At 44.9% G+C, this 25686-nt stretch carries 24 protein-coding genes; 21 read left to right on the plus strand and 3 right to left on the minus strand.

Annotated elements, in window-relative coordinates; genetic code table 11:
- Positions 1-196: 196 nt before the first annotated feature.
- The 5 genes from ACDZ28_RS22290 to coaD all read left to right on the plus strand — a co-directional run bounded on the left by ACDZ28_RS22290 (position 197) and on the right by coaD (position 3902).
- Positions 197-1153 carry an alpha/beta hydrolase gene (locus tag ACDZ28_RS22290; protein WP_231574178.1) on the plus strand — a complete coding sequence of 319 codons (957 nt, stop codon included), beginning with the start codon at positions 197-199 and terminating at the stop codon, positions 1151-1153.
- A gap of 159 nt (positions 1154-1312) precedes the next feature.
- Complete coding sequence (locus tag ACDZ28_RS22295) at positions 1313-1771, plus strand: DUF6773 family protein (RefSeq protein ID WP_042127192.1); 459 nt, start codon at positions 1313-1315, stop codon at positions 1769-1771.
- Between the two features lie 104 nt (positions 1772-1875).
- Positions 1876-2214, plus strand: coding sequence for a hypothetical protein (locus ACDZ28_RS22300; RefSeq protein ID WP_076118270.1), 339 nt, complete (start codon positions 1876-1878; stop codon positions 2212-2214).
- 577 nt (positions 2215-2791) lie between these two features.
- Positions 2792-3400, plus strand: a complete 609-nt coding sequence (rsmD, locus tag ACDZ28_RS22305; protein ID WP_042127196.1) for a 16S rRNA (guanine(966)-N(2))-methyltransferase RsmD — start codon at positions 2792-2794, stop codon at positions 3398-3400.
- On the plus strand, positions 3384-3902 hold the full coding sequence (gene coaD / locus ACDZ28_RS22310; protein WP_042127198.1) for a pantetheine-phosphate adenylyltransferase: 519 nt from the start codon (positions 3384-3386) through the stop codon (positions 3900-3902). The genes rsmD and coaD overlap by 17 nt, the downstream gene beginning before the upstream one ends.
- Here coaD and ACDZ28_RS22315 read toward each other — a convergent pair.
- Positions 3874-5100: a nucleoside recognition domain-containing protein gene (locus ACDZ28_RS22315; protein WP_042127200.1), complete on the minus strand. Its 1227-nt coding sequence runs from the start codon at positions 5098-5100 to the stop codon at positions 3874-3876. The genes coaD and ACDZ28_RS22315 overlap by 29 nt on opposite strands.
- A gap of 152 nt (positions 5101-5252) precedes the next feature.
- On the opposite strand from ACDZ28_RS22315, the gene ACDZ28_RS22320 reads away from it, so the two are divergent.
- Positions 5253-6290, plus strand: a complete 1038-nt coding sequence (locus ACDZ28_RS22320; protein WP_375102777.1) for a SepM family pheromone-processing serine protease — start codon at positions 5253-5255, stop codon at positions 6288-6290.
- Here ACDZ28_RS22320 and ACDZ28_RS22325 read toward each other — a convergent pair.
- The gene (locus ACDZ28_RS22325) at positions 6280-7518 is read right to left on the minus strand and encodes a nucleotidyltransferase (RefSeq protein ID WP_375102778.1); all 1239 of its coding nucleotides are present in this window, start codon (positions 7516-7518) and stop codon (positions 6280-6282) included. The two genes, ACDZ28_RS22320 and ACDZ28_RS22325, sit on opposite strands and share 11 nt — an antisense overlap.
- A 308-nt stretch (positions 7519-7826) precedes the next feature.
- Between ACDZ28_RS22325 and ACDZ28_RS22330 the strand changes: the two genes are divergently transcribed.
- From ACDZ28_RS22330 to ftsY, 12 genes are all read left to right on the plus strand, one after another.
- On the plus strand, positions 7827-8339 hold the full coding sequence (locus tag ACDZ28_RS22330) for a DUF177 domain-containing protein (protein ID WP_042127204.1): 513 nt from the start codon (positions 7827-7829) through the stop codon (positions 8337-8339).
- Between the two features lie 69 nt (positions 8340-8408).
- Positions 8409-8582 carry a 50S ribosomal protein L32 gene (gene rpmF / locus ACDZ28_RS22335; RefSeq protein WP_019911234.1) on the plus strand — a complete coding sequence of 58 codons (174 nt, stop codon included), beginning with the start codon at positions 8409-8411 and terminating at the stop codon, positions 8580-8582.
- Positions 8583-9008: 426 nt separating this feature from the next.
- On the plus strand, positions 9009-9605 hold the full coding sequence (fapR, locus tag ACDZ28_RS22340) for a transcription factor FapR (RefSeq protein WP_042127208.1): 597 nt from the start codon (positions 9009-9011) through the stop codon (positions 9603-9605).
- Positions 9589-10578, plus strand: coding sequence for a phosphate acyltransferase PlsX (plsX, locus tag ACDZ28_RS22345; RefSeq protein ID WP_042127211.1), 990 nt, complete (start codon positions 9589-9591; stop codon positions 10576-10578). The genes fapR and plsX overlap by 17 nt, the downstream gene beginning before the upstream one ends.
- 8 nt (positions 10579-10586) lie before the next feature.
- Complete coding sequence (locus ACDZ28_RS22350) at positions 10587-11576, plus strand: beta-ketoacyl-ACP synthase III (RefSeq protein ID WP_139328492.1); 990 nt, start codon at positions 10587-10589, stop codon at positions 11574-11576.
- Between the two features lie 37 nt (positions 11577-11613).
- Positions 11614-12537: an ACP S-malonyltransferase gene (fabD, locus tag ACDZ28_RS22355; protein ID WP_042127215.1), complete on the plus strand. Its 924-nt coding sequence runs from the start codon at positions 11614-11616 to the stop codon at positions 12535-12537.
- Between the two features lie 52 nt (positions 12538-12589).
- On the plus strand, positions 12590-13339 hold the full coding sequence (gene fabG, locus ACDZ28_RS22360; protein WP_042127217.1) for a 3-oxoacyl-[acyl-carrier-protein] reductase: 750 nt from the start codon (positions 12590-12592) through the stop codon (positions 13337-13339).
- Positions 13340-13564: 225 nt separating this feature from the next.
- A complete protein-coding gene (locus ACDZ28_RS22365) occupies positions 13565-13798 on the plus strand; it encodes an acyl carrier protein (protein ID WP_036686493.1) in 234 nt (77 codons plus the stop codon).
- Between the two features lie 219 nt (positions 13799-14017).
- On the plus strand, positions 14018-15256 hold the full coding sequence (gene fabF, locus ACDZ28_RS22370; RefSeq protein ID WP_076118275.1) for a beta-ketoacyl-ACP synthase II: 1239 nt from the start codon (positions 14018-14020) through the stop codon (positions 15254-15256).
- 12 nt (positions 15257-15268) lie between these two features.
- Positions 15269-15973, plus strand: coding sequence for a ribonuclease III (gene rnc, locus ACDZ28_RS22375; protein ID WP_042127220.1), 705 nt, complete (start codon positions 15269-15271; stop codon positions 15971-15973).
- A 294-nt stretch (positions 15974-16267) separates the two neighbouring features.
- A complete protein-coding gene (gene smc, locus ACDZ28_RS22380) occupies positions 16268-19837 on the plus strand; it encodes a chromosome segregation protein SMC (RefSeq protein ID WP_375102779.1) in 3570 nt (1189 codons plus the stop codon).
- Between the two features lie 104 nt (positions 19838-19941).
- Positions 19942-20949 (plus strand): signal recognition particle-docking protein FtsY, encoded by a 1008-nt coding sequence (ftsY, locus tag ACDZ28_RS22385; protein ID WP_042127224.1) that lies wholly within the window; start codon positions 19942-19944, stop codon positions 20947-20949.
- 121 nt (positions 20950-21070) lie between these two features.
- Here the strand turns inward: ftsY and ACDZ28_RS22390 are convergent, their stop codons facing one another.
- Positions 21071-21958 carry a DUF1835 domain-containing protein gene (locus ACDZ28_RS22390; RefSeq protein ID WP_375102780.1) on the minus strand — a complete coding sequence of 296 codons (888 nt, stop codon included), beginning with the start codon at positions 21956-21958 and terminating at the stop codon, positions 21071-21073.
- A 353-nt stretch (positions 21959-22311) separates the two neighbouring features.
- On the opposite strand from ACDZ28_RS22390, the gene ACDZ28_RS22395 reads away from it, so the two are divergent.
- The 3 genes from ACDZ28_RS22395 (at position 22312) to ACDZ28_RS22405 (ending at position 25664) form a co-directional block, all read left to right on the plus strand.
- Positions 22312-23775 carry a circularly permuted type 2 ATP-grasp protein gene (locus ACDZ28_RS22395; RefSeq protein ID WP_042127226.1) on the plus strand — a complete coding sequence of 488 codons (1464 nt, stop codon included), beginning with the start codon at positions 22312-22314 and terminating at the stop codon, positions 23773-23775.
- A gap of 72 nt (positions 23776-23847) precedes the next feature.
- A complete protein-coding gene (locus ACDZ28_RS22400) occupies positions 23848-24801 on the plus strand; it encodes an alpha-E domain-containing protein (RefSeq protein ID WP_375102781.1) in 954 nt (317 codons plus the stop codon).
- Positions 24798-25664, plus strand: a complete 867-nt coding sequence (locus tag ACDZ28_RS22405; protein WP_076118284.1) for a transglutaminase family protein — start codon at positions 24798-24800, stop codon at positions 25662-25664. Before ACDZ28_RS22400 ends, ACDZ28_RS22405 begins: the two co-directional genes overlap by 4 nt.
- The last annotated feature ends 22 nt before the right edge of the window (positions 25665-25686 follow it).

The raw sequence follows: 25686 nt of genomic DNA on the forward strand, positions 1-25686 counted from the left end.
AGTCTGCTTCTGGCATTCATGCTGGAAGCAGACTTTTTAATGGTGTTATACCGATTTATCTAGATGAATTAACAATTAAAAGTGGATTGAAGTACATAGGTTTACAAAACTAGGATTTTGAAGATTCAAATATACATGTTATCTTAGTTTGATAACATAAATGAATACTGTTAAATATTATTTAGGAGAGATAGTTTTGAAGAATAAAATGCTGATCGGGATTTCTTCCATTATTGTAGTGTTAATCATTATCGTAACGGTTGGAAGCTTTTATTTCTATCATGTCGCCATTGCACGTGCCTCAAAGGACTTTTTAGATGAGAGTCCAGATCTGCAATCAAGTCCGGAAGTGGAACAATCTAAAGATACTTCACAAGCAGATAAAGAGTGGTGGAACAACCAGCACTTCGACAGGTGGGAGATGGATTCTGATGACGGGATTCATCTTAAGGGGTACTACTTAGCAGCTCCTGTGCAATCTGATAAGACGGTAATCATTGCGCATGGTTATGCTGGAAATGCGACTCAGATGAGTGGATATGCCAGAATGTACTATGAAAGACTGGGATATAATATTTTACTGCCAGATGCTAGAGGACATGGAGACAGCGGTGGTAATTACATCGGGTTCGGCTGGCCTGAGCGCAAGGATTATTTAAAGTGGATTCAGCGAGTCTTGGAAGCGAATGGTGAGAAGACACAAGTGGTGCTTCATGGTGTTTCCATGGGGGGAGCTACGGTCATGATGACAAGTGGGGAAGAGCTGCCACCTAATGTGAAGGCAATTGTAGAGGATTGTGGTTATACATCTGTGAAAGACGAGCTTACGTTCCAGCTGAAGAGAATGTACCATTTACCGGCGTTCCCGATTGTGGACACGACCAGTATGCTGACAAAAATTCGCGCAGGCTATTCCTTTAATGAAGCCTCAGCATTAGAACAGGTGAAGAAATCCGTAACCCCGACACTGTTTATTCATGGTGATAGTGATACCTTCGTTCCTACGGAGATGGTACATACTTTGTATGAGAATAGTCCGGTGGAGAAGGAGCTATATATCGTTCCTAAAGCGGGTCACGGTGAAGCTTTCCGTATGGACCCGGTTAAATATGAGAGCGTAGTTACAGGGTTCGTTGGGAAATTTATAGAGTAAGTGTCTGTCAAAGGACTGCCGAAAGGCGGTCCTTTTGTGTTATATCTCCATTAGCAAACTTATTTGTGTATGTTTGGTTTTTATTCACATTTAAATGCAATATATAAATTGCATTATGTAATAAATATATTATAATTCGGAGTATAAGGAGGGATAATAATGAAAACCAGCAAAGTTAATGATGAACGAATTGTATCTCAAAGAAGGAAAATTCAAAGTGATGCTTATCAAATACTAATTTATTGTTTGCTTATTTCAATTCTGATTCAACAATTCATAATGAATGCTCCGTTTGCGCAATTTGCAGTCGAGTTTTTCTGTTTGATTGGTATTGGAATATATATAACTATACGGCACTTATCTGTTGGGGTTGATATTTGGGATTCCCGAAGTCACACCAATAAAAAGCTGCTTATAAACAGCATTATTTCAGGCGGGATTTGTGTTTCATTGCTTATAGTGTTGGCGGGAGAAAGAAATGTATGGAGTATTATTTTAACCTTTGTTACTTTTACAATGGTTTATTTTCTTGTACACCTAGTGTTACGGAATATAAATAAGAAAAGACAAAGGCAAATTGATGATGAATTAAGCACGGATGAAGATATAGAATGCTGAGAAGATTTTTTAGATTTATCCACAACGGAAGCGTAACTATATAAGGAATGGTTTATGATTTCAACCTCATAATATCTATTATAGATAAGGAAGAGGTGAACAAATTGAAATTCAAAATAAAATCAATAATGATTCTGTCGACATTTTTACTTGCTGTCAGTGCGGGCCAAATTTGTTCAGCTGTACCAGGAGATCATGTTGAAGATTCAGAAAAAGACATACGAACTTACACATTATCCATCCTGTTTGAAGAAATCAATGGCTCTATATCAGAGCGTTTTGGTTCGGATTGGGTTTTTTCTCCTAAAAAAGTTTGCGAAATAAATGGCAGAAATCTTACTGTTGAGGGGAATCTTATTAAAGATAATCAAACGAAAATAATTAGAATTGATTTGGAGAAGGATATGTCAAGGTATAAGGTTACGCGAGTATCGGAAATTTAGTGAAATATATAATTGATCGCTCGGTAGTACAGCGAAATATCCATAGTTAGGGATTATGAAAAAGCCTCGGTAACCTTAAATGGCAACGGGGCTTTTTTGAGTTGTTACTTAGTCGAAGGAGGCGTTGTGCCAATAAGCATCTGCAATAGCGGGGATGTCATCCGATACAAAATTTTCCCAACGAGCCACTGTGAGTACTTCTTTCTTGTTATACGAAACTAGTGATTTTGTATTGTTTTATATACAATAATAACTTTTAAATGTATTTAAACATAAATTCGGGGCCCTATCTCTAGGGCCCCTTTCATGGGAGAGGAGAAACCGGACGAAGAGCTTATGGGGAAACGTAAGCCTGCTCCGCGGTTGTCTACGACATTTGTGGTGTCGATAATTACATGATGTCCCTGTAAGACCAGTCTTATACATAATGACGACTTATTTATCGGAATCGTCTCTGATTGTTCCATTTTTCATAACTAGACAAACTTTTTATTTCAGTGCGCAAATGTGTTACGATAGGCGTGGACTTATGCCCTTTTGGGTATAACAAACAGAGACATAGAGCGGGTGATTGACGGTGAGAGTGGTATCGGGAAGTGCAAAAGGAAGACCACTAAAAAGTGTGCCAGGAAGTGGAACAAGACCTACAACCGACAAGGTGAAGGAAGCTGTATTCAGTATGATCGGTCCATATTTCGAAGGTGGAGCGGTGCTGGATTTATTCGCAGGTACAGGTGGTCTGGGTATCGAAGCTTTAAGCAGAGGAATGGAAAGTGCCGTATTTGTAGATATGGAGCCTAAAAGTATTGACACCATTCGTGCCAATTTGAAAGCGACTAATCTTGAGGCAAAGGCGCAAGTGTACCGAAATGAAGCAGGAAGAGCGCTCAGTGCGTTGGAGAAGCGGGGACGTGTTTTTGATTTAGTCTTTTTAGACCCTCCTTACCGATTGAAGCACGGAGATGAGCTGATGCTGTCTATGGTAGAAAAAGGAATGCTGCAAGAGGACGCAATCATAGTACTGGAGCATGAATCAAATTATGCCTATCCTGAGGATATCCCAGGATTTTATAGGCTGCGCCAAGCCGTATACGGAGAAACGACAATTTCTATTTATCAGTATGAAGCTAATCCTTCAGTGGACGGCGAGACTGGTGAGGAGGTAGAGAATGAGTCTGCAAATTAGAAAAGAGCGTGTTGCCATCTATCCAGGCACCTTTGATCCCGTGACTATGGGACATATGGATATTATCCGGCGCGCATCCAAGCAGTTCGACCGTTTAATTGTAACGGTGCTTAATAATTTGAGTAAGAACCCGTTATTTACTGTAGAAGAGCGAACAGCGCTTTTAAGACAGGCGACAGCTGACATTCCTAATGTGGAAATCGACAGCTTTAGGGATCTGCTAGTTAATTATGTTCGTCAAAAAGATGCTCAAGTCATTGTTCGTGGTATTCGTACCGTAACTGACTTTGAATATGAACTGCAAAATGCATCCATCAACCATAGTCTGGATCCGGATGCGGAAACGATTTTTATGATGACTAATCCGAAATATTCCTACTTAAGTTCCAGTGTTGTAAAAGAAATTGCCCATTTCGGAGGTAATGTATCTGACTTTGTGACCCCTGAAGTGGAACAAGCTATGAAGCTTAAATTTAATCGGGTCGATGGCGAAAAGCACTAACAAGATATATCGCTGCGGATAATGCTAGCAGGATGAGGAGTAAAAGTGATTGCAGACTAAGCAGTTGTGGAAAAGAGCTCCATATGGCTGTTACATTAATGGTTCTGTTTGGTGTGGATTGTGAATCTGCAAGAGCAGGCAAAACAGCAGTTCCTACAGTCAATAGTGGTTTCCATAGTAGTAGTGTCAATAAAAAAGCATAAGCTCCATGCATCAAGCGAACCGCAGCATAGGGGAGAAATCGGACACCTGCCTCTTTAAGCAGTGTCAGTACTTGCAGCTGTGCGCAGAGTCCGCTCCAGCCAAGTGCAGCGGAAAGTAAGGCCAAGCCTAATACTCCTGTTGATCCGGCTCCGATGCTCGTGAGCCCTTTGCTTATGGCGTCGGCTCCTAAATGAACCTCCAGCAAGCCTGCTGGTAGAGCAGCTGGTAATGCAGGAAGTACAGTAGTAATGATATTGATGACTACGGCGAACATAATCATATAACCGCCCACAACCATCAAATTTTGCACCGCAGTAGCTACCGACTCCCCAAGAAGTTTGCCGAAGCTTCGGCCATCTCTTGATCTGGCTTCAGTGGCTGCAAGCTGGATACGACTATATAAAGAAGGTCGTTTAGTATTCGTACTTTCTTTTACAGAAGGTTGCGGATTGTCTATCCGGCCGTTTAACAGTGCATCTGTATAACTGGCTAGAAGTCCTGAAATCCAGTGGATCGCAAGTAGAAAGTAGCCTGCGGTAGGACTATGTAGGAAAGCTACACCAATCACAATGAGCAGGGTTACTGGACTGGCGAAATGTGTAAGGGAAGCAAGACGAGCGGCTTCCTTGTCCGAAATGCTGCCCTGCTTATGAAGCTGCATTACACCTCCGGCCCCGCCGGGGAATCCAGTTGTGATTCCAAGCGCCAAAGTCCAGCCGCTCGCGCCGGGAAGTCGGAAGACCTTTTTCATCAATGGTTCCAGGAGCACTCCGAAGCCATGCACGAAGCCCGAAGCAGTCAGCATCTCAGACAACATAAGGAAGGGTAGAAGTGCAGGAAATACGAGTGTCCACCAGAGCTTTAATCCTTGAAGAGAAGCCTCGAAAGAGCTTTCTGGTGAGATGATGATTGCAATGGCTAACAGGATTGCAATCGCCCCGGATAGAAAAGGTGTGGAGCGACTAGCTAGCCGGCGTATTTTAATATTGTTCATTTCTAGAATCACCTCTTCATAACTTAAGGCATAGCAGATGTGTTATCACTTTATGCAGAGTAGACAACCATCATGCCAAACCAATAGTCGAAGCGGTAATGAAGTTCAAACATTCATATCCTAAATGTGCCGTGGGAAAGAAGGGAAGAGCAGTGAAGCAGTTGAAGCATCGGCCGGGATTCCGCGCCACAGCTTACCTCTTTACGTTTGTAGTTATCGTGTATGTATTTGTATTTATGAACACCCCGTACATTGTCTATCAGCCGGGTAGTGCATCTGAGGTTGCCCCTATGATTAAAGTGGAGAATGCGGATCCGGCTGAAGAAGGAACCTTTATGATGACTACGGTATCTGCTAGTTACGCTAATGTGGCGTTACTGGTCGCCTCTGTTTTTAACTCCAATTCAGAGGTTGTTCGAAAAGAGACCCGGCTGGGAGATAAGTCTGAAGACGAATATGCTGCGGAGCAGGTTTTTTATATGAACAGCTCCCAATCTTACTCCGTTCAGGCGGCTTATCATGCTGCAGGAATTCCGTATGAGGATGTAGTAGATTATTTGTATGTTTTTTCGGTTCCGGTTGAAAGTAATAAGGGTCAATTCCATCCAGGTGACAGAATCATAAGTGTAGAAGGACAGAAGGTACCGGATCCGGAAGCACTTTCTGCTTTACTTTCAGCCAAGAAAATCGGTGATCAGGTCGCTGTTGTTTTACAGAGGAATGGTAAAGAAGTAAAGGAGCAAGTGACACTGGTCGAGATCAAAGATAAAGAAGGTGCTGCAGTTCGACCTGGTTTTGGAGTGACAATAGCCGCAGTTCAGAAAGTGAAACCTAAAGAACAAGGAAAAGCGGTCAGCTTTGTAGATACAAATGTTGGCGGACCTTCAGCAGGACTGATGTTCACTATGGAGATTTACAATCGTCTTACACCTGGTGATCTAACCAAAGGTCATAGGGTTGCAGGAACGGGCACGATTAACGCTGAGGGTGTGGTAGGTGCTATCGGTGGAGTGAAACACAAGATCGTGGCTGCGGATCGTGAAGGGGCGGAGATTTTTTTCGTACCTGTTAAGAATTACGACGAAGCCAAAGCGAAAGCTGATAAAATCGGCACAACTATGGAACTGGTACCCGTATCGACACTGGATGAAGCGCTGAAGTATATGGAGGAACTACCGGTCAAACCATGACCGGAGGTTCCAAATAATCGCGATACATATCGATTCTGTGAGGTTCTCGAAAAGCTCCAGCGAAAGCGGACGCAGCTTGAAGGTCTCGCTCAAGTTGTGGATGGGAGTAAAGTGAGGGCCGCATCACGATGGGTAAAGTTGCTTTTTGTTTCATCTCTTTAAGCAGTGCTCGTCCACTTTCTCTAAATCCGAGGATTCGAATATATCCAGGCCCCTCTGCTAATACAGAAGGGGTCATTTCTTCCTTGGTGTGATTTAGTAAAATGTGCAGCAGCAGACGTTGCAGTCGTGTATGTGTGTAACGCTTACTCTTAAGGGCCTGAAGCAAACCCGAAATAGTGAATTGCTCCAGCTCGGGCATAAGACGAAGGATTCTATTCTCCAAGCCTTCATTCATGTCTTGGATTGTTCTTAGCTCTGTAGCGGTACGTGTAGAGAGCAGATGGCGGAGGGGGGCTCGGAAATGCTCTAATTCCAAAGGACCTCTACCGGCTGCATGCTCTCTTTCCAATATGGACACGCTATATTCCGGCATGTAAGCTGCTGGTGATCCACCTTCTTGTAATAGCTTTCGAATAGCAGTGGCGCTTGCGATCGATGAGTCGACTTGCAAAGGGTCATGGAATCCGGCTGCCGTTCGCGGAACGGTTAGCGGCTCGATCTTGCTATTCAGCCGCTGCAAAGCAATGAGATAATGCAAGCCAAGGCTGTTATTCGGCTGGCGCAGCAGCTTGCCAGCATCGAAGGGACTCTCTTCTTCATGGAGAGTCCCTTCAAAGGCCACCGCCGCCGCTGCGCTGTACGCGGCGGGGAAGCTCGCTCCGAGCGCCATGCGGCGGCGGATCTCGCTCTGAAGTTCGCTGCTTTCCTCTGCCAGATACTTGGCCAGAGGAAGCAGCGAACCCAAAGTGCCGGCTTCGGAGCCGAAGCACAAGCTGTCCACGACCCCGGTCGCTTCCAGCAGTGCAACTGCTCCGAAGGCGAACCATTCTGCCGGCTGTACAGCATAAGCCACCGGCAGCTCAATGACGAGGTCGGCGCCCATTCGTAGCGCCATCTCTGTCCGGGCTTGCTTGCTCACCGCCGCCGGCTCGCCGCGCTGAGTAAAGGGTCCGCTCATGACCACGATGGCGCGCTCAGCACCTGATAGTCTTTTGGCTTCGGTGAAGTGGTGTACATGACCGTTATGTAATGGGTTGTATTCTGCTACTATTCCAACCGTTGTCACTGCTGCTTCCCTCCATAAGTAACCATTATTTAAAATATAAGAAGGTATAAATTATGCACCTATCCTTTATCTCTTATATTTCACGATTAAACGCTTTTCGTCCTTATAGAACGCCAAAGGTGTTTATGCATGTAGAGATTACTAGGATAAATATCCTGAAACTCTATTCGCACAAGCTGTCATTTTGATTTACACTAATAGTTATATCATAATTCTCCCCAATTCCTGAAACAATATAAAGGGAAAATGGTTGACAAAGGTATATAATACTAGGTATAATAAATTTTGTTTGTTTGGGAGTGATAAGTATGCAGATTCACTTTCGCAAATTAGCGAATGCCGACGAACCGTTACATATTCACGATGTTGTGGATGTCAGCGAGGTAGTCAAAGGGCGCAAGGATATTCTAGCTGTTGCTCCGCTCTCAGTGGACCTTAAAGCGCTGCCCGCGGGAACCGATTGTGTGAACGTGGTGGGGAAACTGAGTGGAGATGTGGACATGTTATGTTCACGTTGTCTCACGGAGGTCAAAAGTGATTTGAACATTCCTTTTGCTGAGACTTTCAAGTGGCTTAAGCAGCCAGTTCTTCCAGATGATGACGAAGATGAGGAACTCATTTACGTCAAGGATGAGGTTGTGGATCTTATCCCATATGTGGAAGAAAATTTCGTACTGCACTTACCGGATTCGGTATTGTGCAAGGCAGACTGTCTTGGTCTTTGTCAGAAATGCGGACAGAACTTGAACGAAGGCACCTGCAGTTGCGACAACACAGTGATCGATCCTCGACTCGCTGCGTTGAAAGACTTTTTCAAATGAAACATTACAACAAAACACATCCTGCTCTGAGGAGCAGGCTGACAGAAATATCACGAGGAGGTGGAACACATGGCAGTACCACAACGTAGAACGTCTAAGACACGCCGTGACAAACGTCGCACCCACTTTAAGTTGGTTGTGCCGGGCATGGTGAAATGCGAACAATGCGGAGAGTTGAAATTGGCTCACCACGTATGTAAAGTTTGCGGAACTTACAAAGCAAGAGAAATCATCAAACAATAGTTTTAGAATAAATAGTACTTCACTCTTGGTGAAGTACTATTTTTTTTGAAATATAAGACTATATAAGTTTCACTCCTCTATAAATTCCTTGTATTTTTCGCACAAACGCTTACCGTCTATTAGGGACGCTGAAGCGTTTATACTTGTCCAAACATAAGCCGCCCAGAAGTCAATGCTTTATTTTTGGTGCGGCATGCTTTATACTACATATTAGTACCTGGTTCTAAATAATGAATATGGTTATTTGACCTAATATAACAGCGGCCATCAAGCGGCCGAATGCTTTCTTTAAAATATAAGAAAGTATAAGTTATACACCTATACTTTTTTGTCTTATATTTCTCGCTTAAACGTTTATCGTCCTTTTAAGGATACCGAAGGCGTTTATGCTTGGCACGTGCCAGGAGGTGAGCCGCAATCGAGCGGATGTCCAAGAAAGAACGTCAGCAACAGCTGCTACATATAATCGCAGGCAATCCTTTTGTAACGGATCGGGAGCTGACTCGTCAGCTGAAAGTTAGCATTCAGACGATTCGGTTAGACCGGATGGAGCTGGGAATACCGGAACTGCGTGAACGAATGAAACAAATGGCAGAGCACTCCTATGATCAGGTGCGCTCTTTGCCTGCGGATGAAGTCATCGGAGACATTGTGGATCTACAGCTGGACAAGAGTGGGATTTCGATATTTGAGATTCGCGAAGATCATGTTTTCTCTAGAAATGGGATCGCTCGAGGCCACTATGTGTTTGCTCAAGCGAACTCACTTGCGGTTGCCGTAATCAACGATGAAATCGCTCTGACCGCTTCAGCCGATATCCGTTTTGTACGCACAGTTCAGCTAGGTGAGAAGTGTATTGCCAAAGCACAGGTGCGGTCACTCGCTGGTAGGGGTGGCAAAGCGGAGGTGGATGTATTCACTTATGTCGGAGAAGAATTAGTGTTTCAGGGCCATTTTATAGTGTATCGGTCCGCAAATGATGAACACAGTGAAGGGGGTAACCATAGTGCTGATCGCCATTGATGCCATGGGCGGGGACAACGCTCCTGAATGTAATGTCGAGGGGGCGTTGTCCGCGGCCGCGGAATGGAAAGATACGCAGATTGTGCTCGTTGGTGACGAAGCCAGATTAGAGCCACTGCTGAGGGACAAACCGTCCAATCTGACAATACGTCATGCAGGAGATGTCATTGGTTCTGATGAAGAGCCAGTTAAGGCGGTTCGTCGTAAAAAAGATTCATCCATGGTTGTAGCTGGAAGAATGGTACGCGAAGGTGAAGCAGATGCTATGATTTCGTCAGGCAACACGGGTGCATTAATGACTACAGGACTCCTCGTAGTTGGCCGGATGCAGGGGATTGAACGTCCTGCTCTGGCGCCTATGATTCCGACGCTGGACGATGTTGGCGTATTGGCGCTTGATCTTGGTGCCAACATGGATGCGAAGCCTGAACATCTGGTGCAATATGCACTGATGGGAACCATTTATCGAAACAAAGTGCATGGTATTGCTAAGCCGAGAGTCGGACTTCTGAATGTAGGAACAGAGCCTGGAAAGGGCAATGAACTGACAAAAGTAGCCTATCCACTGCTTGAGAACTTGCCAGGCATTCATTTTATCGGTAATGTTGAGGCACGTGACGTGCTTACAGGGAACTGTGATGTGCTTGTCTGCGATGGATTTGCCGGTAACATTTTACTGAAGTCACTAGAGGGTACAGCGGGTGCATTGTTCTCTTTGCTGAAGGAGCAATTTAGTCGTTCTCTGAAAACTAAGCTTGGCGCGGCTATGCTGATGCCAGAGCTTAGAGCTCTAAAAGGTAAAATGGACTACAAAGAGCACGGTGGTGCACCGCTGCTCGGTCTTAGCGGATTGGTAGTGAAAGGGCACGGATCTTCAGATGGAAATGCGGTTAAAAATGCGGTAAGACAAGCGCGGATTGCTCTGCAAGCCGAGCTTGTGCCAAGTATATCCAAGGAAATTAGCGGGAAGTGAGTGACGAGATGAGACAGTTACGACCGGTTGGGATTATAGGAACTGGGAAATATGTACCTGAGAAAATATTGACAAATAGTGATCTGGAAAAAATAGTGGAGACTAACGATGAATGGATCGTCAGTCGGACAGGCATCCGTGAAAGACATATTGCTGCGCCTCATGAGGCAACTTCTGATCTAGCGTATGAAGCAGCCCTAAAGGCGCTTGATTCCGCGGGAATGAAAGCCGAAGATTTGGATCTTATCATTATTGCAACAGTAACACCTGACAGTGCCTTTCCTTCTACAGCTTGCATTTTGCAGGATAAACTGGGTGCTAAAGGTGCTGCGGCGTTTGACTTGTCGGCTGCCTGCTCTGGTTTTGTATACAGCTTAGCGACAGCGGTTGGATTTATTCAGAACGGAATGTACAATAATGCACTTATTATAGGTGCGGATACTTTGTCCCGCATCACAGATTATACGGATCGTAATACTTGTGTCTTGTTCGGTGATGGAGCAGGTGCAGTTATCATTGGTGAGGTTCCAGAAGGTCGTGGTTTCCAATCCTTTGATCTAGGTGCTGAAGGCTCTGGAGGGAACTTGCTTAAGTTAGAAGCCGGCGGTTCACGTTTGCCTGCATCTCAGCAAACCGTTGAAGATAAGAAACATTTCATTTATATGAATGGCCGAGAAGTCTTTAAGTTTGCAGTTCGTGTGATGGGCTCGGCTACAGAACGTGTGCTTACTAAAGCTGGTCTGGGTAAAGAAGATATTGATTTGTTCGTACCGCATCAAGCGAATATTCGTATCATTCAATCCGCTATGCAGCGTCTTGATTTGCCACCAGAGAAATGTGTGATCAATGTTGATAAGTATGCCAATACTTCGGCTGCCTCTATTCCGTTAGCTCTTGTTGAAGCTGCGGAAGAAGGACGTATGAAAGAAGGCGACACCGTCCTGATGGTTGGTTTCGGCGGTGGCTTAACTTGGGGCGCATCTGTATTGATTTGGTAATAAGCTAAGACCGTTATACGGGAAGGAGTTCATACTTATGGGTAAAATTGCATTTGTCTTTCCCGGTCAGGGAGCGCAAGCAGTTGGAATGGGTAAGGATGTTTATGATGCTCTTCCAAACAGCCGAGCAGTGTTCGAGAAAGGGGATGAAGTTCTCGGATTTCCACTGAGCAAGCTGATTTTTGAAGGACCGGACAGTGAGCTGAAACAGACTGTGAACACGCAGCCTGCGCTTCTTACAGCTAGCGTTGCTTATCTTGAAGCTCTACGTGAACAAGATTTGAAGCCTGATTATGTTGCCGGTCATAGCCTTGGTGAATACAGCGCGCTAGTAGCAGCGGGTGTATTGTCATATGAAGATGCTGTAACACTTGTACGCTTAAGAGGCCGTTTCATGGAAGAAGCTGTTCCAGGGGGCCAAGGTGCAATGGCGGCAGTGCTTGGTGCGGAACGTGAAGCACTGGCTGTATTATGCCAAAATGTATCTGATGAAAGTGGTGTTGTAGAACTGGCTAACGTCAATTGTCCGGGTCAGATCGTTGTTTCCGGGTCTCAGGAAGGCGTTAATGGTGTTGTGCAGCGTGTTAAAGAAGCAGGTGGTAAGCGTGCGATTCCGCTAGAAGTAAGTGGACCTTTTCACTCTTCTATGATGAGAGCTGCTGCGGATCGTTTGGCAGAAGAGTTGAAGAAAGTAACTTTCAATACTCCAAATGTGCCTGTCATCGTTAATGTCACTGCATCACCGGTAACAGATCCCGAAGAAATTCGCGAACTGCTTGTTCGTCAGGTGTATTCTCCTGTGCTTTGGCAGGACAGTATTGAATGGTTGATTGCAGATGGTGTAGATACTTTTGTTGAGATTGGTTCTGGCAGCGTTCTGGCTGGTCTAATCCGCAAAATAGACAAAACAGTCAAAGTAATCAACATTAATACACTTGAAAGTGTCCAAACTGTTTTGTAAGAAATGGTTTAACATTTAGCCAACAGCATCATGATTGAAAGGGGATTAAACTATGTTCTCAGCATTGCGGGGTCAGACAGCCCTTGTAACTGGCGGCTCACGTGGCATTGGTCGCAGCATCGCGCTTGCTCTTGCAGAACACGGCGTAAAGGTTGCCGTGAACTATGCAGGGAGTGAAGCAGCGGCACACGAGACTGTGGCTCGTATTGCCGAGCTTGGCTCGGAGGGGATTGCGCTCCGTGGAGATGTCGGCAATAGTGAACAGGCCGAGAGTCTTGTGAAAGAGGTTCTTAATACCTGGGGACGTATTGACATTGTTGTCAATAATGCCGGCATTACCAGGGATAACCTGATTATGCGCATGAAAGAGGAAGAGTTCGATCAAGTGATTGAGACGAATCTGAAAGGTGTGTTTAACTGTCTTAAGGCAGCTACACGTCCGATGATGAAACAGCGCTACGGTCGAATCATTAATATTTCCTCGGTTGTGGGTGTAACAGGTAACCCAGGTCAGGCTAATTACTCTGCAGCAAAGGCCGGTGTCATCGGTCTAACCAAAGCTGCCGCTCGTGAGCTCTCTTCACGGGGCATCACCGTTAACTGTATCGCTCCTGGGTTTATTGATACAGATATGACGCGTGAGCTCTCTGATGAGGTTCGCAGTGAGCTAGAGAAGGGCATTCCACTAGCTCGCCTTGGGCGTCCGGAAGAGATAGCTATGGCAGTTGTTTTCCTGGCTTCTGAAGGCGCCGCTTATATGACCGGCCAGACACTACACGTGGATGGCGGGATGTATATGTAACTCTCCGTCAAAAATATAAGAAAGTATAAGTTTCACACTATACTTTATTCTTATATATCTCGCATAAACACTTACAGTTCTTATTAGGACACCGATGAATGTTTATGCTTGGGAGAAATTACACTGTTTTAAAGATGAAATGTGAGGGATCAAGAAAGCGTTTTTTGCGGTCTATGGTATTTTGACCTCATATCTCGTATAATACCAAAAGAGGAGGTGAACCGGATGTCCGATGTATTAGAGCGTGTAAAACGCATTGTCATCGACCGCTTAGGTGCCGATGAAGCTGAGGTAACATTAGAAGCGTCTTTCAAAGATGATTTAGGTGCTGATTCTCTTGATGTAGTAGAATTGGTTATGGAATTGGAAGATGAATTCGACATGGAAATCTCTGATGAAGATGCAGAGACCATTACGACCGTGGGTGAAGTTGTGAAGTACATACAATCTCATACCTAGAGTCATATGATTGAGAGTCCCGTTCCTACTTGGGCGGGACTTCTCCTCATTTATACAGCATTAAAAATGTATTAAGGGTTGCCATGTGCAGCTTTATAGGGATTATAACAGAGCCGCAGAAGCGTTAATGAATGCGGTGACCGCTGTTCATATAGTAATAATTCGCAGTATATAAGTTCTGAATATAATGTATACAGCCTATAGATGGGGTGATTGTGTTTGAGTCATAGAGTGGTTGTAACCGGGATGGGCGTAATTACGTCACTGGGGAAAGACTTGGAGACGTTCTGGGATAATCTGATGAGCGGTAAATCAGGTGTATCGATGGTTGAAGCCTTTGATGTCAGTGAATATACTACGCAAATTGCTTCGTCAGTTAAAGACTTTGATCCTGAGGCGCTTTTTGGCCGCAAGGAAGCCCGCAAAATGGACCGATTTGTACAATTTGCAGTGGCTGCCGGTGAAGATGCGTTGAGAGATAGCGGACTTAAGATCGGTGAAGATATCGATGCTGAACGGATTGGTGTATCTGTAGGTTCGGGTATCGGAGGTCTTGGTACTTGGGAAGACAATCATAATCTGTTGCTTGAAAAAGGGCCGAAACGGGTAAGCCCGTTCTTTATCCCGATGATGATCGCTAACATGGGTTCTGGACAGCTGTCCATTAACCTCGGTGCAAAGGGACCAAATACGACTACAGTGACAGCCTGTGCTACAGGAAGTCATTCCATTGGGGAATCATTCCGTCTGATTCAACGTGGAGACGCAGATGCTATGATCTGCGGTGGTTCGGAAGCGACCATTCGTCCAACAGGAATGGCAGGTTTCTGTGCAATGAGAGCGATGTCCACTCGTAATGACGAGCCTGAGAAGGCTAGCCGGCCATTTGATGTAGATCGCGATGGCTTTGTTATGGGCGAGGGCGCTGGAATCTTGATTCTGGAATCCCTTGAACATGCTGAGAAGCGTGGAGCGAAGATTTATGCTGAGGTTATCGGCTATGGTCTGAGCGCTGATGCTCACCATATGACTGAACCAGATCCAGACGGTGCAGCTCGCTGCATGAAGATGGCAATCCGAGATGCTGGTATCTCTCCTGAAGATATTGATTACATCAATGCACATGGTACTTCAACGCCTGTAGGAGATAGATCAGAAACGGCTGCTGTTAAGAAAGCATTGGGTGAACATGCCTATAAAGTAGCTATTAGTTCAACGAAATCCATGACGGGTCATCTTTTAGGTGCAGCCGGTGGTGTGGAAGCTATTATCTGTGGTCTTTCTTTGCAAAAAGGAATGATTGCGCCAACCATTAATTTGGACAATCCAGACCCAGAATGTGATCTGGATTATGTGCCGAATGTGCCACGTAAAGCAGATCTGGATATCGTAATGTCGAATTCCTTTGGATTTGGTGGACATAACGCAACAGTTATTCTAAAAAAATATAATCAGTAAGGGGACAGCGCGGTGAAAGGAGAACTGAAGCAGTTACAACAGCAACTTCAAATCCAATTTCACGATTCTGTGCTTCTGAAGCAGGCCTTTACCCATGCATCCTATGTGAATGAACACCGTTTCAATCAGCATCAGGACAATGAGCGTCTCGAATTTCTAGGGGATGCTGTACTGGAGCTGACGGTTTCTGAATATTTGTACAATCTGTTGCCAGATCGACCTGAAGGGGAACTGACTAAGCTGCGTGCCGCTATTGTATGCGAGCCTTCGCTGGTTAAGTTCGCTGAGAGTTTAGGTTTTGGCCGATATGTACTATTGGGAAAAGGGGAAGAACTTACGGGCGGACGTACTCGCCCGGCCCTGCTGGCTGATGTGTTCGAATCCTTCGTGGGAGCGCTTTATCTTGACCAAGGACTGGAAACCGTAAGGTCTTTTCTTGATAATCACGTATTTCCACTTGTGGAGACGGATGGGAAACTGCAAATGCAGATGACCGATTACAAGACGGAACTGCAAGAGCTAATTCAGCAGCACAATATGGGTACGTTGGAATATCGGATCATTGAAGAACGGGGACCTGCGCATGAGCGTGAATTCGTCTCTGAAGTGTTAATGACTAACCGTTCACTTGGTAAAGGGAGCGGCCGCTCCAAGAAGGAAGCAGAACAGCAGGCTGCAGCAGCTGCACTGTTGCATCTGAAAGAAGATGGTGCTTGAATTTTGCATCATGTGGACAAGCGGAGGAGAGCAGCAAAGGTCTGAATACCGGCGTTTAGGCGGAGCTCAGACCGTTGCTGCTCTTTTTCGAAAGAATAGTCCAAGCTTCATTTTAAATATAAGATGGAATAATTTTCACACTATACTTATGTCTTGTATTTCTCGTTTTATTCGGAGCTCCCACAAAGTACATGCGTACGCATCGAAGCAAAGCACCACTTTGCGGGGATGTTTTGGGAGCTATTTTAGGCTAATAAACGCTATGGTATAATGGGTCAGAGGTGATAGGCAAGTATGTTTTTGAAACGGATAGAATTAGCTGGTTTTAAATCATTTGCCGACAAAACAGAAATGGAATTTGTGCGCGGTATAACGGCCGTAGTGGGTCCGAACGGAAGCGGCAAGAGCAACATTTCTGACGGCATACGCTGGGTACTCGGCGAACAGAGTGCTAAATCACTGCGTGGCGGCAAGATGGAAGATATTATTTTTGCCGGTAGTGACGCGCGTAAAGCTGTAAATTATGGTGAAGTATCACTAACGCTCGATAATGAGGATCACACGCTGCCATTGGATTTCAGCGAAGTTACAGTGACTCGGCGTGTTCACCGTAGCGGTGAGAGTGAATATTTAATTAATAAGCAATCCTGTAGACTGAAGGATATCACAGAGCTGTTCATGGATACCGGTATCGGGCGTGAGGCTTATTCGATTATCGGACAGGGTCGGATTGAGGAGATTCTGAGTACTCGTTCCGAGGATCGGCGAGGCATCTTTGAAGAGGCATCGGGTATTGTAAAATATAAATCGCGCAAAAAAGATGCAAGCCGTAAGCTCGACGACACGGAGCAAAACTTGCTCCGGATTCACGATTTGATTAGTGAGCTTGAGGATCAGATTGGTCCCCTTAAGGATCAATCGGAGAAGGCCATTCGCTTTAAAGAGCTTCGGGAACAACTGAAGCATCAGGAAATTTCAGTCTATGTGCATCAGATTGAAGGAATTCATACGGCTTGGCAGGAAGGTAACGCTAAGCTAGAAACGTTAAAGGATGAGCAACTGGAGCTATCTACAGTTGTCTCCGCTCATGATGCTAAGCTGGAAAGCGGACGTGCTGATCTACGTGCGTTAGAAGAACAGATCGAGAAGCAGCAAGAGCAATTACTTCGTTATAGTGAAGCTTATGAGAAAAGCGAAGGTTATGGGGAAGTACTGAAGGAGCGCAAACGTAATCTAGAGAGTAACCGTGAACAGTTAATGCTCACATTAGGATCTGTAGGTGAGCGATCTGCGGATCGTCAGCGTGAGCTTGGGGATTTAGAAGCTAAGCTCGAAGCATCCCGGCTTAAGCTTGTTGAGCTTCGGAAACAGATTGAAGAAGAAGAGGCAAGACTCGAAGGTGTCGCTGACGGGATTAGTCAGAGCCAGGAGGAGAAGCTGAAAAGTGCTCTCCTAGAGTTAATGAACCTTATGGCGAATGCACGTAACGAAATTCGTTACGCGGATCAACAAAAGGAGAACCTGGAGCGTCGTATGAGCCGCAGTGAAGAAGAAAGCGGCAAATGGACAGCACGGCATGAAGAGTTGTCTGCTAGCCAAAAAGGGCTAAAAGACAAGATAGCCCAGCTTGGCAAAGAATTAAGCAATCTTCGTGGTGCTTATATTACGGAGAGTGAACAACTTAGTAAACGTCAGAAGCTGATTGAAGAGACGCAGTCAGGGCTACGGAAGTGGGAGCAGAAGCGGGAAGCCCAAGTCTCCCGTCATGAGACCATGAAAGAAATGCAAGATGATTTTGACGGCTTTATGCTTGGAGTTAAAGAAGTACTTAAAGGGGCTCGTAAAGGACAGCTCAATGGGGTGCATGGTGCAGTTGCTGAACTCATTTCCGTCCCAGAGAAGCTGGAAATGGCTGTCGAGACTGCATTGGGTGCATCGCTTCAACATGTTGTCATGGATAATGAGAGCGTATCGCGTCAAGCGATATCTTTTCTGAAGCAACGTCAACTGGGACGAGCTACTTTCCTTCCTCTCGATGTTATTCGACCACGTCAAATTTCCGGCAGTGACCGTGGAATGGTGGAAGACGCTGAAGGTTTTGTTGGAATTGGTTCCGACCTTGTTGGATACGATGATAAGTATGCTAGTATTGTTGGCAGTTTGCTAGGTAATGTAGTTATTGCTGAGAGCCTGGAGCAGGCAAACCGCATCGCCGCTAGATGCCAATATCGTTATCGCGTGGTTACGCTGGAGGGCGATGTAGTAAATGCCGGGGGCTCCATGACCGGTGGTAGCCAGCATAAGAAGAACAATAGCTTGCTTAGTCGTAAACGCCAGCTGGATCAGCTGAGCAGTGAGATCGAAGAGAGCGAACGTCAGATTGTTAAACTGAAACAAGGCATTGCCAGACTTCGTGAAGAGCAAGAGAACGCTAGTGTGAAGCTAGAAGACCTGCGCCGTGATGGTGATGAGAAAAGACTAGAAGAGCAACGTGTTTCCGGCGATTTGAAGCAGCTTGAACAGGAGCTTCGACATGTGCTGGAACAAGTGGAGAGCACAGGTGCGGAACGTAGTGGCTTTGAAAGTGAGGTCCGCACGCTTGAAGAGACTCGGAAGCAAGCCTCTGCTGAGCTTGAACGTCTTGAGAAGGAAGAAAAGGAAGCTCATGAGGGTATCCGTAATGCCGAATCAGCACGTAAAGCGAATGAATCAGCTAAGGAAGAGTTGCAAGGTAAGCTGACCAGTATGAAGGTTTCAGAAGGGAAGCTCGATCAGGAGATCTTCTCCTTGGAGGAACAATTACGCCGTCTCAGACAAGATGTGGGTTCACAGGATAAAGAGCTGCGTCAGAATCGAAATCTGTTACATACGATCGAGCAGGATTTGGCTAGTAATGCTTTAGAAACCGTGAAACAGAAAGAAGATTTGAATAGTTATCGTCTGAAGAAGGAAGAGACAGCCGGTACTTTGGATTTAGCCCGGGCGGAACGTTCAGCGTTGACCCGTAAGCTGGAACTAGAGGAGGGTAAGACGAAGGATCAACGTCAGGCACTTAAAGTCGTGGAGGACAAGCTGCGTTCTACAGAAGTTTCTGTGGGTCGCCTCGATGTTGAACTTGATAATATTCTTCGTAAGCTGAGTGATGACTACGAATTAAGCTATGAACTAGCGAAACAGCGTTATCCTGTGCCCGAAGATGTGCCTGCCGCACAAGCGGATGTACAGCGTCTGAAACGCAGTATTTCTGCACTGGGCGAAGTCAACTTAGGTGCGATCGAAGAATATCAGCGAGTTCATGAGCGTTATACCTTCCTCAGTGGACAAAAAGATGACCTAGTCGAAGCCAAGACTACCCTGTATCAAGTCATCCGTGAGATGGAAGATGAAATGTCCAAACGGTTCAAACAGACCTTTGATGCGATCCGTAAACAATTCGGTACGGTATTCTCGAAGCTGTTCGGGGGTGGACGAGCTGATCTCATGCTGCTAGATCCAGAGCATATGCTTGAAACAGGTATAGATATCGTAGCCCAGCCACCAGGTAAAAAACTTCAAAACCTTCAGCTGCTGTCCGGCGGGGAACGCGCCTTAACTGCGATGGCCCTCTTGTTTGCCATCCTGCAAGTGAAGCCGGTTCCGTTCTGCGTACTGGATGAGGTAGAGGCTGCGCTAGATGAAGCGAATGTCGTACGTTTTGCTCAGTATTTACGTGAGTTCTCGGAACAAACGCAATTTATCGTCGTTACACACCGCAAAGGTACCATGGAAGAGGCGGATGTGCTCTACGGAGTGACCATGGAAGAAGGCGGAGTATCCAAGCTCGTCTCTGTACGTTTAGAGGATGAGGAAGCAGAGATCGCTTAATGGTTTGCTGAATGATGAGCTTTTTAAGTATCGGCTTTCGAAGCGAGTTTTGTACGAAGTTAAATCAATGAAGTGTCGCTCACAAAACTTTTAGGAGGAAACAAATGAGCTTTTTCAGGAAGTTAAAAGAAAGCATTTCCGGCAAAACGGAAAGTGTAACCAAACAATTCCGCGACGGATTAGAGAAAACCCGTAAAGGTTTTGTGGAGAAGGTAGCAGATCTAATTATCCGCCGTAAAAAAATAGACGAAGAGTTCTACGAAGAACTGGAAGAAATCTTGATCGGCGCAGACGTAGGCGTTAATACAGTAATGACACTTGTCGAGGATCTGCGCGCCGAAGTGAAGCAAAAGCGAATTGAAGATGCCGCTGAGCTGCAACCTATTTTGTCCCGTAAGCTCATGGAATTGCTGCGCGGAGATGACGATAACAGCCTGAAGGAAAATCCGGATGGCATTACAGTTATCTTGTTCGTTGGGGTAAATGGAGTAGGCAAGACGACCACGATCGGTAAGCTTGCGCATCGTTACAAACAAGAGGGTAAAAAGGTTCTTTTGGCCGCTGGGGATACGTTCCGTGCCGGAGCGATTGAACAGCTTGAAGTTTGGGGTCAACGTGCTGGCGTAGATGTAATTAAGCAACAAGCAGGCTCTGACCCAGCCGCTGTTATGTTCGATGCTGTTCAAGCGGCTAAGCAGCGGAATGTTGATATCTTGATTTGTGATACCGCAGGAAGACTTCAGAATAAGAGCAATCTAATGGAAGAGCTCAACAAGATTTTCCGCGTTATTCAAAGAGAAATTCCGAGTGCACCACATGAAGTATTGATGGTGCTAGATGCGACCACAGGTCAAAATGCTCTTACGCAAGCCAAGCTATTCGGTGAGAAGAGTGGCGTTACTGGATTAGTATTGACAAAGCTTGACGGAACGGCTAAGGGCGGAATCGTTGTAGCGATCCGTCAGGAAATGAATTTACCGGTGAAGCTCGTAGGGCTCGGAGAAAAAATGGAAGATTTGCAGCCGTTTGATTCTCAGCAGTTCGTACATGCTCTTTTTGCCGGATTAATTACCGAGGAAGAAGAGATTGAAGAATCGGAAAATCAAGAGTAATTAACTCTGATAACATAATCATTAAGAAGTCATATTTACAAGGAATGTCCTCGAAGCTATATTTAGTTCATGAGGGCATTCCTTTTTTATAAAAATGCTTATCGGTCATTATGTTGTAACCCTACGGAACTCTTAGTGCGTACAAATGCATGGCGTAGGGTATCCCTTTAAATAACAACTTTTCCTCACTAATAAGCCTCCAGAAGCGATATTCTATAAATGAGGTACTGATAAATAAATTCCACTGCCCAAAAATTGCACCTACAATAAGTCCTGCATTTACGAAATGATCTCCCTCTTCATTCTTTTGCAGTTGCACAATTAAAGATAGAATGTCTTCGTCATAGTATGTTTCGGGAACATTTGTTAGCTGACCATTAGACCATACTCGAAGCATATCCTCAGTGTTGCTGATTTCTTGCCACTCCAGTTCATACTGTTTTCTCTGCGCGGAGGTAAGGGGTTGCGTATTTTCGGTGTTTTTGATAATAGCTTGCACAGCTTCGTTTGGGAGCTGACCCAGGGACTGGGGAGATAAGCCAATGCTAAATGGTTCAACAATCCCGGGAAGTTCCTCATAAGCCTCGATTGGATTTATAACATAAATAGGTTGCTTCCTCTCACTAAGAACAAAAAGTGCAAACCGTAAACCTGTTTGATCATGGGAGTTGTCTCCGCACCAAATCGTGATTTTTTTGTCCTCGGGAATTTCTTTTAAGGTCTGAACCATGGCTCCCAGTTTATGCTGGGGATTGAGATGATAACCTTGATCCGGAAATCGTTCCTGAAACCATAACTCACGGGCATGACACCCTTGATCATTATGTAATTTGCACAGCGGCCCAGCAGAGAACGTCTCATTAAATGAAAGTACTCTTATTAAATGACGATTACCTACACGACTAAGTGCTACCTTCATTGAACCAGCTTCTGAAAGACCAAATAACAGATAAATGTGATTCCGGCTAGCCTCTTCCTGTTCTATTGACATAGTATATTTGTGCTTCATTTTGCTCACACTCCTATCGTTCCAAATTATACCATACACCATGAAATCATATTCCTTCCAACTATATAAAAAAAACAACATATGAAAAATTCATAATAGTAATGCTTGTCACTACTCCTGCATACAATTCAATGAAGAAATACATTTCAGCTCGGGCAACCTATATATGAGAAAAAGGAAGCGATTCCAAAACAAGGAAATATTCAGAGATCACATTTCTCTGTTATATATATTGACATCGGCAATACAATTTACGTATTATGGGAATACAAAACAATATTTTCATGGATATTTTCAGAAATTAAAGTATAGGTTGTTAGTAAAGATAACATTTATCGAAAGGAGTCGGGCTCATGTCCAAATTAGATCCTCTGCCAGGTCTGTCTCCGTATCCGCTGCAACATTTTTTCGATGAAATGTATGCAGATAAGAGAAATGTCCGGCCGCATTACAGACATGTGAATCGCATGTTTTCCGGAATGAGCTCCGAAGAGCTGCAGGGTAAGCAGAATTTGATGCAGCGCAGGATGATGGAGGAAGGAATTACTTTTACGCTATACAATCCGGCTCAGGATCATCCCATGGAGCGTACGATCCCCTTCGATATGATTCCACGCATTATTCCTAAGAATGAATGGGAGAGGCTAGAAGCTGGAATTATTCAGCGTATCACGGCTTTGAATTTGTTCATTCATGATATCTACCATGAGCAGTACATCGTAAAGGATGGAATAGTCCCAAGGCGTATGATCATCTCCAACTGTTATTTCCGGCCAGAAATGGCGGGTCTAAGGGTGCCTGGTGGAGCCTACATCACTACCTCGGGAATCGATCTGATCCGCCATCATGATGGGCAATATTATGTGCTTGAAGATAATCTACGAACACCTTCAGGTTTTTCGTATCTTTTTAAAGGCAGAACCCTGATGAATCAGTTGTTTCCTGAATTGTCCTTTGCCAGCTCCATCCGAGATGTTGATCATAGCTTGAACCGCTTCTTATCCGTTCTACGTAGTTTATCACCCTCACGAAAGTCAGATCCGGTTATAGCCCTACTTACACCTGGGGAATACAATTCTGCTTATTATGAGCATGCTTTTCTAGCACAACAGATGGGTATACATTTGGTTGAAGGACGAGATTTGGTTGCAAAAGATCACAAAATATATCTAAAAGAAATGAACGGACTTCGCCGCGTAGATGTACTATATCGCCGATTGGATGATGATTTTATTGACCCGTTAGCTTTCCAGCCGGATTCGCTTCTCGGAGTGGCGGGTTTGATGAATGCGTATCGGGCTGGAAATGTAGCGATTGCTAATGCACCCGGGACCGGTGTTGCAGATGATAAAGCAATGTATGTCTATGTACCGGATATGATTCGTTATTATCTGAATGAAGAGCCGATTCTTGGGAATGTCCCGACCTATTTGCTAGGAAGACCTGATGAACGTTTATATGTCCTTGAGAACCTATCAGAAATGGTAGTTAAGGAAACCTCTTTATCCGGGGGATATGGGATGTTGATCGGAAGCGAAGCTACCAAAGAAGAATTGGCTGAATTCCGAATGAAGATTATTGCAGACCCGGAACGTTATATTGCACAGCCGATTATGTCTCTATCCAGAGCACCGGTATTGTCAGGGGGGACTATGGCGCCTAGACATATCGACCTTCGGGCTTTTGTGTTAATGGGCGCTGACCGCAAGCCGCATGTTATCCCTGGAGGATTGACACGGGTGGCTATGAAGGAAGGGTCATTGGTCGTAAACTCCTCGCAAGGTGGCGGCGTAAAGGATACTTGGGTCATGGCATGATACTACTTTATAAGCTTGGTTGTTGAATAATAAAATGCAGCATCAATTTGTAGAATAAGGGAGTGGCTGGATATGCTGAATCGAAATGCTGAAGCTTTGTTCTGGATCGGACGGTATATTGAAAGGGCAGAGAATCATGCGCGGCTAATCAATGTTCATTATCATATCCAGCAGGAAGAGGATATTCATGAAGAAGGTCATAAATGGTCAAGGTTGATCGATGCGTTAGGTGTTCGGGGTGAATATATGCAGCAGTTCGAAACCTTCTCTGAGCAGGATGTGCTATCTTTCATCACACTTGATTTAGGCAATTCTAATTCATTATTCTCTTGTGTACATCATGCTAGAAATAATTTGCGCACTCTTCGTCAGCAGCTTCCAAGTGAATTATGGGATGTTGTCAACAGCTTCAACCTGTGGCTTGGTGAGCGTTCTGTCGCAGATATTATGAGCGGGCCACATCAGTTCTATCAGCAGGTTAAGGAGCGTACAGCCATGTTTCTCGGAGCAGAACAGTCGGTAATGCTTAGAGGGAATGAGTGGCATTTCATTGAGAGCGGACGGTTTCTAGAGCGGGCAGAGAATACAACACGTATCTTGCAGGCGGTCATTGCCGCATGCCGATTTAAGGAGCTTAACGCGGTTTATACTCAGTTGCAGGCGGTGCTTAAATCCGTTAGCGGGTACCAAGCGTTTCGCCGTTATTATGCAGATGCTATGTCTCCGGAGAGCATTTTAGATTTCTTGATTGCGAATCCCAAATTTCCGCGTTCCATTCGTTTTTCTTTTCATCAGCTGGAAGAGCATTTAGCTAAGCTTGAACTAGATTCCTCTGAAAAAGGCTCAGGGCATGAAAAAGTCATTCGTCAAGCAGGTAAGCTCAAAGCTGAGCTGGATTATATGGAAAAAGAAGAAATGTCCGGTGAGCTGGTGGAAGATGTACTTAAGTCGCTGGTGATATCTTGTCAAAAACTTGGCAAAACAATGGAGGGCGCCTTTTTTCGGCGAGAAGGAGTGTCTGTATGAAGATTCAAATCAATCATACCACCACATACAGCTATCCAGAGCCGGTTACGGACAGTGTCAATGAAATCAGACTCACTCCGCGCACGAATTACCGCCAATCCTGTTATCACCATGAAGTGGATATTTACCCGCCAGCTAATCTATTAACGTATGAGGATTTCTTCGGAAATCGGGTCCATGCCTATTCGGTCAATAAGCCGCATACGGAAATGGTTATCCATACTAAAGCTACTGTAGTCACGCTGGATAAAGCCCAAGGTGCCGATCTACCACGAACCAGTCTTGAAGAACAAGTTAAATTGTTAAATGATGAGAATTTCCAGAATCGGTATATTGAGTTTATTTTGCCGACTCGTTATACAGAGGTGACGCCTGAATTAGTGGAGTTTGCTTCACAGTATCCTTTTAATGAAACGGAGGATATGTATGAATGGATTCTTAAATTATCGGCGACGATTTATGAACAATTCACCTATGACCCTGAGGCTACAAGCGTAAATACAACGGTAAAAAAGGCACTGAAGCTCAAACGCGGTGTGTGTCAGGATTATGCTCATCTAATGATCGCTGTCTGCCGTAGTGTTGGTCTGCCATCCAGGTATGTAAGTGGATATCATTTTGTCGGTGATCTGCAAGGGAGTAATGCTAATTTTGAGCAAGCCTCACACGCTTGGGTGGAGACTCACATTCCGGGTACTGGTTGGCTTGGATTTGATCCAACCAATAATGTGGAGGTCAATTGGCGTTATATTAAGTTAGGTCACGGACGGGACTACAAAGATATCGTACCTGTAAAAGGTGTGTATCGTGGTGGAGCAGGCACTTTGAGCGTGAAAGTGGATGTGCGGAAGCTGGACAATTAAATGGATCAATTTAGATGAAACT

The organism is Paenibacillus sp. RS8, assembly GCF_041956825.1.
Lineage (GTDB): Bacteria > Bacillota > Bacilli > Paenibacillales > Paenibacillaceae > Paenibacillus_AQ.